The 11,764-nt window shown below is 72.7% G+C and carries 11 protein-coding genes; 8 read left to right on the top strand and 3 right to left on the bottom strand.

The genetic code is table 11. The annotated features are described in order from the left end of the window. Positions 1-45 precede the first annotated feature (45 nt). The 8 genes from ACN261_RS27930 to ACN261_RS27895 all read left to right on the top strand — a co-directional run bounded on the left by ACN261_RS27930 (position 46) and on the right by ACN261_RS27895 (position 8,611). Positions 46-1,086: a LacI family DNA-binding transcriptional regulator gene (locus tag ACN261_RS27930; RefSeq protein ID WP_421482634.1), complete on the top strand. Its 1,041-nt coding sequence runs from the start codon at positions 46-48 to the stop codon at positions 1,084-1,086. Positions 1,087-1,216: 130 nt separating this feature from the next. Next, positions 1,217-1,645, top strand: coding sequence for a Fur family transcriptional regulator (locus ACN261_RS27925; protein WP_421482633.1), 429 nt, complete (start codon positions 1,217-1,219; stop codon positions 1,643-1,645). A gap of 23 nt (positions 1,646-1,668) precedes the next feature. Next, on the top strand, positions 1,669-3,945 hold the full coding sequence (gene katG / locus ACN261_RS27920) for a catalase/peroxidase HPI (RefSeq protein WP_421482632.1): 2,277 nt from the start codon (positions 1,669-1,671) through the stop codon (positions 3,943-3,945). 115 nt (positions 3,946-4,060) lie between these two features. Further along, positions 4,061-4,591: a hypothetical protein gene (locus ACN261_RS27915; RefSeq protein ID WP_425852993.1), complete on the top strand. Its 531-nt coding sequence runs from the start codon at positions 4,061-4,063 to the stop codon at positions 4,589-4,591. A 57-nt stretch (positions 4,592-4,648) separates the two neighbouring features. Further along, positions 4,649-5,188: a hypothetical protein gene (locus tag ACN261_RS27910; protein ID WP_425852991.1), complete on the top strand. Its 540-nt coding sequence runs from the start codon at positions 4,649-4,651 to the stop codon at positions 5,186-5,188. A gap of 37 nt (positions 5,189-5,225) precedes the next feature. After that, positions 5,226-6,194 (top strand): hypothetical protein, encoded by a 969-nt coding sequence (locus tag ACN261_RS27905; protein ID WP_425852989.1) that lies wholly within the window; start codon positions 5,226-5,228, stop codon positions 6,192-6,194. A gap of 75 nt (positions 6,195-6,269) precedes the next feature. Beyond that, positions 6,270-6,890 carry a TetR family transcriptional regulator gene (locus ACN261_RS27900; RefSeq protein ID WP_425852986.1) on the top strand — a complete coding sequence of 207 codons (621 nt, stop codon included), beginning with the start codon at positions 6,270-6,272 and terminating at the stop codon, positions 6,888-6,890. A gap of 161 nt (positions 6,891-7,051) precedes the next feature. Further along, the gene (locus ACN261_RS27895) at positions 7,052-8,611 is read left to right on the top strand and encodes an FAD-dependent monooxygenase (protein WP_425852984.1); all 1,560 of its coding nucleotides are present in this window, start codon (positions 7,052-7,054) and stop codon (positions 8,609-8,611) included. Between the two features lie 58 nt (positions 8,612-8,669). On the opposite strand, the gene ACN261_RS27890 is transcribed toward ACN261_RS27895, so the two are convergent. Genes ACN261_RS27890 through ACN261_RS27880 form a run of 3 tightly spaced genes read right to left on the bottom strand, consistent with a single transcriptional unit; the run spans position 8,670 to position 11,751 of the window. Next, on the bottom strand, positions 8,670-9,974 hold the full coding sequence (locus ACN261_RS27890) for a sulfate adenylyltransferase subunit 1 (RefSeq protein ID WP_425852982.1): 1,305 nt from the start codon (positions 9,972-9,974) through the stop codon (positions 8,670-8,672). Next, on the bottom strand, positions 9,974-10,888 hold the full coding sequence (gene cysD / locus ACN261_RS27885) for a sulfate adenylyltransferase subunit CysD (protein WP_421482624.1): 915 nt from the start codon (positions 10,886-10,888) through the stop codon (positions 9,974-9,976). Before cysD ends, ACN261_RS27890 begins: the two co-directional genes overlap by 1 nt. Beyond that, positions 10,885-11,751 (bottom strand): 3'(2'),5'-bisphosphate nucleotidase CysQ, encoded by an 867-nt coding sequence (locus ACN261_RS27880; RefSeq protein ID WP_421482623.1) that lies wholly within the window; start codon positions 11,749-11,751, stop codon positions 10,885-10,887. The genes cysD and ACN261_RS27880 overlap by 4 nt, the downstream gene beginning before the upstream one ends. Between the last annotated feature and the right edge of the window lie 13 nt (positions 11,752-11,764).

Raw genomic sequence — 11,764 nt, 5'->3', positions numbered from 1 at the left:
GCCGGTGCCCGGGGCGGTCACGCCGGCGCACGTAGACTTCCCTGTGTGATCGAGGAAGGTCGACGTCGCCGCTCCCGCAAGCCCCGACGCGGCGACCTGCCCCTCGCCACGATCGCCGAACTCGCCGGGGTGTCCCCGCCGACGGTCTCCAAGGTGCTCAACGGCCGCCGGGGGGTGGGTGAGCAGACCCGGCAGCGGGTGGAGGCGCTGCTGCGCGACCACGGCTACCGCCGTCGACCGCCCGGGAGCGTGACGCCCTGCATCGAGGTGGTCTTCCACCAGATGCTCTCCTCGATCGCCATGCCGATCCTGCGCGGGGTGCAGGAGGTAGCCGGCCCCCGGGACCACACGGTCGGCTTCACCGACGTGCAGCACCGCCTGCGGGCCGGGCAACCCTGGGCGCAGGCGCTGCTGCTGCGCCAACCGGCCGCCGTGATCACGGTCTTCTCCCTGGTGACGGCCGAGGACGGGGCGAGCTTCGCCGCCGCCGGCATACCGCTGGTGGCCGTCGACCCGGTGGGCAACCTGTTCCCCGTCCCCGCCGTCGGGTCGGGCAACTGGAGCGGGGCGCTGTCGGCCACCCGCCATCTCGTCGACCTCGGCCACCGGCGGATCGGGGTGCTCACCGGCCCGGTCCGGGACCTGTCGGCGCGGGCCCGCCGCGACGGCTTCCGGGCCGCGCTGGACTACGCGGGCGTGCCGTTCGACGAGCGGCTCGAACGCAGCGGCGTGTTCACCTTCGAGGACGGCCTGCGGCTCGGCGTCGAGCTGCTCGCCGGGGCCACGCCGCCCACCGCCGTGGTCTGCGGCAACGACCTGCAGGCGCTGGGCGTCTACGCGGCGGCCCGGGAGGCCGGCCTGCGGATCCCCGACGACCTCAGCGTCGTCGGCTTCGACGACGTCGACGAGGCGGCCTGGCTGGCACCGCCGCTGACCACGGTGCGGCAGCCGTTCGGGGAGATCGGGGCCACCGCCGCCCGTCTGGCGCTGGCCCTGGCCGACGGCCAGCCACTCGTCCAGGACCGGTACGAGCTCGGCACGTCGCTGGTGGTGCGGGGCAGCACCGCGCCACCCCGTCGCCGCTGAGCCCACCCGTCCGCTTCCACCACCGCACCGGTCGCACTGCGTGAGTCATGCGTCACCCAGGGGAGGGACGTGTGCCGCCACGCCGGCCGTAAACTTGATTTGCTCCAGAACAGCGGACTATGGTCGACCCATGACGGCCGACCTCGAGGCACAGTTACGGGCGGCCTCGCTGCGCGTGACCCGGCCCCGACTGGCCGTGCTCGCCGCGCTGCGGGACCATCCGCACGTCGACACCGACACGGTGATCGCGCTGGTCCGGTCCGACCTGCCAACGGTCTCCCACCAGGCGGTCTACGACGTGCTGCGGGCGCTCACCGAGGCCGGCCTGGTGCGCCGCATCCAGCCGGGCCGGTCCACCGCGCGCTACGAGGCACGGGTGGGGGACAACCACCACCATGTCGTCTGCCGCTCCTGCGGCGTGATCGCCGACGTCGACTGCGCCGTCGGTCACGTGCCGTGTCTCACCGCCTCCGACGACCACGGGTTCGTGGTCGACGAGGCGGAGGTCGTCTACTGGGGCACCTGCCCCGACTGCGCGGCCGACCGCACCTCCCAGTGATCCACCAGTTCGGAAGGAAGTACATGAGCGACACCCAGGACAACGCCCCCGTCAGTGCGCAGGGCGTGGACCAGAAGGCGGCGGCCGGCTGTCCGGTCGCGCACGACTCGGTGACCGCGCAGGGTAGCGAGAGCGAGAACCCGGCGATCGACTCCCCGAAGCCGAAGACCGGAGGGCGTCCGCGTACCAACCGGGACTGGTGGCCCAACCAGCTCGACCTCTCGGTCCTGCACGCCCACTCGGCCAAGGGCAACCCGCTGGGGGAGGACTTCAGCTACGCCCGCGAGTTCGCCAAGCTCGACGTCGAGGCCCTCAAGCGGGACATCACCGAGGTGCTCACCACCTCGCAGGACTGGTGGCCGGCCGACTTCGGCCACTACGGCGGCCTGATGATCCGGATGAGCTGGCACGCCGCCGGCACGTACCGGATCGAGGACGGCCGCGGTGGCGCCGGTGACGGCGGGCAGCGGTTCGCGCCGCTGAACAGCTGGCCGGACAACGCCAACCTGGACAAGGCCCGCCGGCTGCTCTGGCCGGTCAAGCAGAAGTACGGCCAGCAGATCTCCTGGGCCGACCTGCTCGTGCTCGCCGGCAACGTGGCCCTGGAGTCGATGGGCTTCAAGACCTTCGGCTTCGGCTTCGGCCGGCCGGACGTGTGGGAGCCCGAGGAGATCTTCTGGGGTCCGGAGGACACCTGGCTCGGCGACGAGCGCTACGCCTCCGAGACCGAGATGTCGGCCGGCGTCGGGGCGACCGAGATGGGCCTCATCTACGTCAACCCGGAGGGTCCGCGTGGCAACGCCGACCCGCTCGCGGCGGCGCACTTCATCCGGGAGACCTTCCGCCGGATGGCGATGAACGACGAGGAGACCGTCGCGCTGATCGCCGGCGGGCACACCTTCGGCAAGACCCACGGCGCGGGCGTCGCCGACGACCACGTCGGCCCCGAGCCCGAGGGTGCCCCGCTGGAGGCGCAGGGCCTGGGCTGGCTGAGCACCCACGGCAGCGGCAAGGGCGGCGACACCATCACCAGCGGTCTGGAGGTCACCTGGACCGACCGGCCGACGCAGTGGAGCAACCGCTTCTTCGAGATCCTCTTCGGCTACGAGTGGGAGCTGACCACCAGCCCCGGTGGGGCCAAGCAGTGGGTCGCCAAGGACGCCGAGGCGATCATCCCGGACGCGCACGACCCGGCCAAGAAGCACAAGCCGACGATGCTCACCACCGACCTGTCGCTGCGCGTCGACCCGGCGTACGAGAAGATCTCGCGGCGCTTCCTGGAGCACCCCGACGAGTTCGCGCTGGCGTTCGCCAAGGCCTGGTACAAGCTGCTGCACCGCGACATGGGCCCGGTCAGCCGCTTCCTCGGCCCCTGGGTCGCCGAGCCGCAGCTCTGGCAGGACCCGGTCCCGGCCGTCGACCACGAGCTGGTCTCCGACGCCGACGTCGCCGCGCTCAAGGCGAAGGTGCTCGACTCCGGCCTGAGCACCGCACAGCTGGTCAGCACCGCCTGGGCCTCCGCCGCGAGCTTCCGGCACACCGACAAGCGCGGTGGCGCCAACGGCGCGCGGATCCGCCTCGAACCGCAGCGCAACTGGGAGGTCAACCAGCCCGAGCAGCTCGCGACGGTGCTGGCGACCCTGGAGGGGATCCAGCGCGAGTTCAACGACGCCGGTGGCGCGAAGATCTCGCTGGCCGACCTGATCGTGCTGGCCGGCTCGGCCGCCGTCGAGCAGGCCGCCCGGGCCGCGGGTGTCGAGGTGACCGTGCCGTTCCGGCCGGGCCGCACCGACGCCAGCCAGGAGCAGACCGACGTCGAGTCGTTCGCCGTGCTGGAGCCGCGCGCCGACGGGTTCCGCAACTACCTGCGTCCGGGTGAGAAGACCCAGCCGGAGGTGCTGCTCGTCGACCGGGCGTACATGCTCAACCTGACCGCGCCGGAGATGACCGTCCTCGTCGGCGGCCTGCGGGCCCTCGGCAACAACGTGGGCGGCACGACGCACGGCGTGCTCACCGACCGGCCGGGTGTGCTCAGCAACGACTTCTTCGCCAACCTGCTCTCCCCGGGCACCCGGTGGAAGGCGTCGGAGTCCGAGGAGCACGTCTACGAGATCCGGGACCTGGCCACCGACGAGGTGAAGTGGACCGCCACCGCGGTCGACCTCATCTTCGGGTCCAACTCCCAGCTGCGCGCCCTCGCCGAGGTCTACGCCAGCCAGGACGCGGGCGCCAAGTTCGTGACCGACTTCGTGGCGGCCTGGACGAAGGTCATGGAGCTGGACCGGTTCGACCTCTCCTGATCCGACCCCGCTGCGCGGGCCCCGGCCGACGGCCGGGGCCCGCACTGGTTCGGGGGAGGGGTGAACCCCACTTCATATTGGACAAAACGCCCATAAGCGTCCTATAGTGTCGTTCGTGCATTTCCTGGCAGCCCTGGTCAGCCCGCTGTTGCTCGTGGGCGGTGTGGCACCGCCCGGCGCGGCACCCGTCCCCCGCGTGCGGGCGATGGCGCTGGTGGTCGGGCTGGACATCACCGTCCCCCCCACGGCCAGCCTCGGCGCGGGCGGGCCCGGGGCCACCCTCAGCCGCTCGCTGGGCACCGTCACCGTGAACGACACCCGGACGACCAACCCGAACACCTGGACGGCCACCGTGTCCGCCACGGCGTTCATCACCGCCGGGGGTGGCGCGGGCAAGACCATCGCCACCACCCAGGTCTCCTACTGGTCGGGACCGGTGACCAAGCAGAACGGCGGTGGCACCAAGGTGCCGGGTCAGGCCACCGCCGCGCAGGCGGTGACATTGACCGTGCCGCGGGTCGCGTTCAGCAAGACCTCGGGCAACCAGCGCAACAGCGTGAGCTGGGCGCCCACCCTCCGGGTGGCGATCCCCGCTGCGGCGGTGACAGGCGTCTATACCGGCACCATCACGCACTCTGTCGCCTAATGAGTGATTCGCGCTGAATGCTCCCTATGTGCGCGTTCGATAATTAGCGTGGTGGGCATGAAGAAGCCATTGCTCGCCCTGGCCGCCGGGGCAGCGGTGCTCGCCGTAGCATCGCCCGCCGCCGCCGCCCCGTCGGGCGACACCATCGTCACCTTCACCGTGTCGACCGCCAACCTGGACATCACCGTGCCGGCCTCGGTCAACCTGGGCGCGGCCTTCGCCGGCTCCACCCTCGGCGGCTCACTCGGCAACGTCACGGTCACCGACAGCCGGGCGGCGCTCTCGGCGACCTGGACCGCGTCGGTCACCAGCACCGCGTTCACCACCGGCGGCGGCTCGGGTGAGGAGACCATCCTGCCCAACCTGGTGGAGTACTGGTCCGGGCCGGCGATCTCCACCACCGGCACCGGCACCTTCGTGCCCGGCCAGCCCACCTCGGCCGACGCGGTGACACTGAACCTGCCCCGGACGGCCTTCTCCAAGACCTCCGGCAGTGGCAACAACTCCGCCACCTGGAACCCCAGCCTCCGGATCACCCTGCCGCCGGCGGCCGTCGGCGGCCTCTACACGGGGACGGTGACCCATTCGGTGGCCTGACCGACTCCGTGCCGTTGTCCTGGCCGTCACCGTCCTGGTGACCGCCGGGACACCGGCGTCTGCCGCGTCGCCGTCGCCCCCGCCGAGCCCGAGTTTCAGCGGCCCCGCCGCGGCGGTCGGCATCCGGCTGCTCGACGCCCCGGTGACCCGGCGCGACGACAGCCGCGCGCACAAGTACGTCGTCGACCACGTCCATCCCGGGACGACCATCAAGCGGCGGATCGTGGTGCAGAACGTCTCGGAGATCGAGCGGAAGATCGCCGTCTACGCGGCCGCCGCCGAGATCGACCGCACCGGCTTCGTCTTCGCGCCCGACCGGACGCCCAACGAGCTGAGCAGTTGGATCACCGTCGACCAGGGCGAGGTGGAACTGGAGCCCGACGACGAGGCGGTGCTCACGGTGACCATCGTGGTGCCGGAGAAGGCCTCCGCCGGGGAGCGGTACGCGGTCATCTGGGCCGAGGTGTCCACCACCGACGGCGCGAACGTCCGCAACATCGGCCGGGCCGGCATCCGGGTGTACCTGTCGGTCGGGCCGGGCGGCGAACCCCCGTCGGGCTTCGAGGTGTCGGGGCTCACCGGTCACCGGGACGGCGACGGCGCGCCGGTGGTCACCGCCGAGGTGCGCAACACCGGGCAGCGGGCGCTGGACCTCGCCGGCCAGCTCCGCCTCACCGACGGCCCGGGCGGGCTGTCGGTCGGGCCGGTCCGCGCCGAGGCCGACACGCTCGCTCTCGGCGGCACCACCACCGTGCGGGTGCTGCTGGACCCGAGGCTGCCCGACGGGCCGTGGAGCGCCCGGCTCGACCTCGCCAGCGGCTGGACCAAGCGCACCGCGACCGGAACCGTCTCCTTCGGTGGATCGACGGCCGCCGCCGCGACCAGCAGGGACCGTTCCGGGCTGGTGCTCACCGGCGGGCTCGTCGCGTCGGCGGTGGTCCTGCTCCTGTTCACCGGGTTCGCCTTCCGTCGTCGGGGTCGTGCCCGGCATGCGCTGCCCGCCTGACCGGACGCTGCGAACAGCAGGAAAGTGCGTGGCACGCAATATTGCGTGCCACGCACTTTCCGCTATGCTGGGTGGGTGAGCGGGCTACGGGAGCGCAAGAAGGCGGAGACGCGGGCGGCGCTGAGCTGGGCGGCCATCCGGCTGACCGTCGCCAAGGGCTTCGACAACGTCCTGGTGGAGGACATCGCCCAGGCCGTGGGGGTGTCCCCGCGTACGTTCAACAACTACTTCTCCAGCAAGGCCGAGGCGATCGCCTTCCGGCACCTCGACCGCAGCCGGCAGGTCGCCGAGGCGCTGCGCCGACGGCCGGCCGACGAACCCCTGTGGACGGCGCTGATCGCGGCGACGCTGACCCGGTTCGCCCCCGGCCCGGAGGTCACCCGGTCGCCGCCGGGCGCCCACGCCGAATGGGTCGAGGGGCTCGCGGTGATGCTGGCCGAGCCGGCGTTGCAGGCGGAGATGCTGCGCGCGGGCGCGATCGCCGAGGCCGACCTGGCCGCGGCCGTCGCCGAACGCACCGGCACCGACCCCGACCGCGACCTCTATCCGCATCTCGTGGCGGCCAGCGTGAACGCCGCCGTGAACGCCGCGATCCGGCACTACCTGCGCGCCGATCCGCCCGTGGCGATGCAATACCTGCTCCCCGACGCGCTGACCCGGCTCGCCGCCGGCCTGCCGCCCCCCACGCCCCGCTGACCCGACCGCCGCCCGGTCCCACCGCGCCGCGCCGACCGTTCCCGCCGAACCGTGCAAGCCCGATCCACCGCGCCCACCCGCACCCCGTCGGGGTGCCCGGTCCTGCCCGTGCTCCGCCGCGCCCCGGCGGCGGTCCGCCATGCCCTCGAAAGGAACCCGCGATGATCGACGTCCTCATCGTCGGCGCCGGCCCCAATGGTCTCCTGCTCGCCGCCGAACTGGCCCTGGCCGGCGTCCGGCCCGTCGTCTGCGAACGGCTGTCCGCCCCCACCACCGAGCAGCGCGCCAACGGGCTGGTCGGTCAGGTGGTCCGGCTGCTCGACCGGCGCGGCCTGCACCACCGCCTCGTCGACGACCCGGGGCCGCCGCAGCCGTCGCCCGGGTTCGTCTTCGGGGCGCTGCCGCTGGACCTGCGGGCGGTGCCGGACAACCCGCTGTACCTGCTCCAGGCCCCGCAGAGGCACCTGGAACGGGTGCTCGCCGAGCGGGTCGCCGAACTGGGTGTGCAGGTCCGACGGGGACACGAGGTGACCGGCCTGACCCCGGGCGCGGACGACGTGCGGGTCGCCTTCGCCGACGGCACCACCGTGGGCTGCCGCTACCTGGTCGGCGCGGACGGCGGGCACAGCGTCGTACGCCGGCTGGCCGGGATCGGCTTCCCCGGCGTGTCCACCGACCGCACCGTCTCCCGTACCGCCCAGGTCAGCCTGCCCCCGGAGCTGGTCGACGCGGCGACCGGCGACCTCGTCGTCCCCGGATACGGCACCGTCGCGCCGTTCCGGCACACCCGCACCCCGCACGGGCTGATCGTGTGGGCCCCCTTCGCCGGGCGTCCGGTCACCCTCAGCACGATCGAGTGGCCCGGGTCGACACGGTTCGACGGGCCACTGACCCTCGCCGAGCTGCGCGCCAGCGTCGCCCGGGTGCTCGGGGCCGACGTGCCGATCGGTCCGCCGGCCGGCCCCGGTCCGCACCTGCTGCGCCGCCTGGTGGGCGGCAACACCCGGCTCGCCGAGCGGTACCGCGCCGGGCGGGTGCTGCTGCTCGGCGACGCCGCCCACGTCCACTCGGCGATCGGCGGGCCGGGGCTCAACCTCGGCCTGCAGGACGCGGTGAACCTGGGCTGGAAGCTGGCCGCCCAGGTGCGCGGCCGGGCCCCGGGCGGGCTGCTGGACTCCTACGAGGCGGAACGCCGTCCGGCTGCGGCGCGGGTCACCATGTCCACCCAGGCCCAGTCGGCGCTGATCGCCCCCGGCAGCGAGGTCACCGCGCTGCGGGTGCTCCTCGGTGAACTGCTCGACCGGCCGCAGAACGCGGCCCACGTCGCCGCCCTGCTGGCCGGGGCGGACGTCCGCTATCCGATGGGCGACGCCGACGGGCCGCTGGTCGGACGCTTCGCACCCGACCTGGTGTGGCACGGCGGCACCGGCCCGGTCCGGCTGGCCGAGCTGACCCGGACCGCCCGCCCGCTGCTGCTCGACCCCACCGGCGGTCACGCCGGAGCGGCCGGGCTGTGGCGGGACCGGGTCGACGTGCTCACCGGACGGTTCACGTCGGGCGGCGCGGCGGCCGACGCACCCGGCGACGACCTGCCGACCGCGCTGCTGCTGCGCCCGGACTGCCATGTGGCCTGGCAGTCCCCGACGGACCGGCCGGACGCCGACGGGTTGACCGCCGCGCTCGCCCGCTGGTTCGGCCCGCCGAGCGCCGACCGGGGGTGACGTGGTTCGGCCGGCCCGGCGGGGGAGGGGGCCGGGCCGGCCGACGCGGAGCGCGGGGTCAGTCCCGCTGGATGACCATCCCCGCGCCCACGGTGCGGTTGGTGGTCTCGTCGATGATGACGAAACCCCCTGTGGTGCGGTTGCGGTGGTAGTCGTCCACCAGCAACGGCACGGTGGTGCGCAGCCTGATCCGGCCGATCTCGTTGAGCGCCAGCGCGGTGCTGGTCTCGTCCCGGTGCAGGGTGTTGATGTCGAGCCGGTAGTGCAGCTCGCGGACGATGGCACGCGCCGAACGGGTGGTGTGCTTGACGACGTACCGGCCGCCGATCTCCAGCGGGCGGGTCTCGTCCATCCAGCAGACCATCGCCTCGATGTCCTGGGCGACGGTGGGCATGTTGTTCGGCCGGCAGATCATGTCGCCCCGGGAGACGTCGATCTCGTCGTCGAGGCGGACGGTGACCGACATCGGGGGGAACGCCTCGTCGACAGGGCCGTCGGCGGTGTCGATGGCGGCGATCCGGCTGGTGAACCCCGACGGCAGGACCATCACCTCGTCGCCGGGCTTGAGCACGCCGGAGGCGACCTGCCCGGCGTAGCCCCGGTAGTCGGTGACCGTGGTCGACTGCGGGCGGATCACGTACTGCACCGGGAACCGGACGTCGACCAGGTTGCGGTCCGAGGCGATGTGCACGTGCTCCAGGTGGTGCAGCAGCGACGGCCCCTCGTACCAGGGCATGTTCTCCGACCGGGTGGCGATGTTGTCACCCTGGAGCGCCGACACCGGGATCACCGCGAGGTCGGGCACGTCGAGTTTCGCCGCGAAGGCGGTGAACTCGTCGGCGATGCGTTCGAAGACCTCCTGGGAGAAGTCGACCAGGTCCATCTTGTTGACGCACAGCACCAGGTGCGGCACCCGCAGCAGCGAGCACAGGAACGCGTGCCGCCGCGACTGCTCCACCAGCCCCTTGCGGGCGTCCACCAGGACCAGGGTGAGGTCGGCGGTGGACGCGCCGGTGACCATGTTGCGGGTGTACTGGGTGTGCCCGGGGGTGTCGGCGATGATGAACTTGCGCCGGGGCGTGGCGAAGTACCGGTACGCCACGTCGATGGTGATGCCCTGTTCCCGTTCGGCGCGCAGGCCGTCGGTGAGCAACGCCAGGTTGGTGTACTCGTCGCCCCGGGCCGCGCTGACCGCCTCCACCGCGGCCAACTGGTCGGTGAACAACGACTTCGTGTCGTACAGCAACCGACCGATCAGGGTCGACTTGCCGTCGTCCACACTGCCCGCCGTGGCGAACCGCAACAGGTCCATCGGTCGGGCCTCGGCCGGGGAACCGGCCGGTGCCAGCATCTCGGTGCTCATCAGAAGTAGCCCTCCCGCTTGCGGTCCTCCATGGCGGCCTCGCTGACCCGGTCGTCGCCCCGGGTGGCACCCCGCTCGGTGATCCGGGTCGACGCGACCTCGTCGATCACCTTCTCCACCGTGTCGGCGTCGGAGCGGACGGCGGCGGTGCACGACGCGTCCCCGACGGTGCGGTACCGCACCCGGGCGGTGAAGGGTTCCTCGCCCGCGCGGGGGGTGAAGAACTCGTTGACGGCGTAGAGCATGCCGTCGCGTTCGATCACCTCACGGTCGTGCGCGTAGTAGATCGACGGCAACGGCACCCGCTCCCGGGCGATGTAGTGCCAGATGTCCAACTCGGTCCAGTTCGACAACGGGAACACCCGGATCGACTCACCCGGATGATGCCGACCGTTGTACAACGACCACAACTCCGGCCGCTGGTTCTTCGGATCCCACTGCCCGAACTCGTCCCGGAACGAGAACACCCGCTCCTTCGCCCGCGCCTTCTCCTCGTCCCGCCGCGCCCCACCGAACAACGCGTCGAACCGGTGCTTCTCCACCGCATCCAACAACACAGGCGTCTGGATCCGGTTCCGCATCCCGTCACCCGACTCACGGACCAGGCCCCGGGTCAGCGCCTCCGGCACGCTCGCCACGATCAGGTGCAGGTTCAGCTCGCTCACCCGCTGGTCGCGGTAGTCGAGCACCTCCGGGAAGTTGTGCCCGGTGTCCACGTGCATCACCGGGAACGGGATGCCGGCCGGCGCGAACGCCTTCTGCGCCAGCCGCAACATCACGATCGAGTCCTTGCCGCCGGAGAAGAGCAGCACCGGCCGCTCCATCTCGGCGACCACCTCACGCATCACGAAGATGCTCTCCGCCTCCAACTCGTCGAGCTGGGAGACCTGGTACGCAGCCGATCCGCTGCTCATCGCGGGTCCTTTCCGGGGTGGGGGACGGGGGAACCGGAGGTGGCCGCCGTACCGGCCAGTTGCCGCCGCAGCGCGGCGAGCAGCGGCACGGCCAGCTCGCCGCGACAGACCAGCAGGTCCGGCAGCCGGGGGTCGGCCTCGTTGTAGGTCAGCGCGGAACCGTCGATGCGGGAGGCGTGGAACCCGGCGGCGGTGGCCACCGCCACCGGCGCGGCGGAGTCCCACTCGTACTGGCCGCCCGCGTGGATGTAGGCGTCCACGTCACCTGTCACCACCGCCGCGATCTTCGCCCCCGCCGAACCCATCGGCACCAGTTCCGCGCCGACCTCCCCGGCCAGCGCGGCCAGGAACGCGGGGGGACGGCTGCGGCTGGCCGCCAACCGGATCACCCCGTCGGGCGGGGGCGGCGCGGCAGGCAGCGCGTCGGCGACGTCGGTGGTCAGCACCCGGCCCTGCGCCGGCAGCGCGACCGCACCGGCGACCAGCCCGTGCGGGGTCGCCGCGTCGCGGGCCCAGAGCGCCACGTGCACCGCCCAGTCGGCGCGGCCCTGCTCGGAGAACTCCCGGGTGCCGTCCAACGGGTCGACGATCCACACCCGCCCGGCGGTCCGCCGGGACACCCCGTCGCCGGTGTCCACCAGCCGGGAACCCTCGTCCTCCTCGGAGAGCACCGCGTCGGCCGGGCGGCACCGGGCCAGCTCGGCCCGCAGGAGGTCGTGGGCGGCCCGGTCACCGGCGGCCTTCAACGCGGCGGGATCGGCGTGACCGTGGTCGGCGCGTACCCGTAGCAGCAGCTCACCGGCGTCGGCGGCGAGCCGGCGGGCGAGCGCCACGTCGGATTCGGCGATGGTGGGGTCAACCATGGCAACTCCTCGA

This window comes from Micromonospora sp. WMMD723 (assembly GCF_049863385.1).
In the GTDB taxonomy this organism is placed as follows: Bacteria; Actinomycetota; Actinomycetes; order Mycobacteriales; family Micromonosporaceae; genus Micromonospora; species Micromonospora wenchangensis.
The sequence above is the reverse complement of the archived record's forward strand: the minus strand, read 5'-3'. Positions and strand labels throughout refer to the sequence as shown.

What these genes read in the sequence shown, in the direction of transcription:
- katG (WP_421482632.1), top strand. Translation starts at nt 1,669, where the DNA reads ATGAGCGACACCCAGGACAACGCCCCCGTCAGTGCGCAGGGCGTGGAC.
- cysD (WP_421482624.1), bottom strand. Translation starts at nt 10,888, where the DNA reads ATGAGCAGCGGATCGGCTGCGTACCAGGTCTCCCAGCTCGACGAGTTG.
- ACN261_RS27890 (WP_425852982.1), bottom strand. Translation starts at nt 9,974, where the DNA reads ATGAGCACCGAGATGCTGGCACCGGCCGGTTCCCCGGCCGAGGCCCGA.
- ACN261_RS27925 (WP_421482633.1), top strand. Translation starts at nt 1,217, where the DNA reads ATGACGGCCGACCTCGAGGCACAGTTACGGGCGGCCTCGCTGCGCGTG.
- ACN261_RS27910 (WP_425852991.1), top strand. Translation starts at nt 4,649, where the DNA reads ATGAAGAAGCCATTGCTCGCCCTGGCCGCCGGGGCAGCGGTGCTCGCC.
- ACN261_RS27895 (WP_425852984.1), top strand. Translation starts at nt 7,052, where the DNA reads ATGATCGACGTCCTCATCGTCGGCGCCGGCCCCAATGGTCTCCTGCTC.
- ACN261_RS27880 (WP_421482623.1), bottom strand. Translation starts at nt 11,751, where the DNA reads ATGGTTGACCCCACCATCGCCGAATCCGACGTGGCGCTCGCCCGCCGG.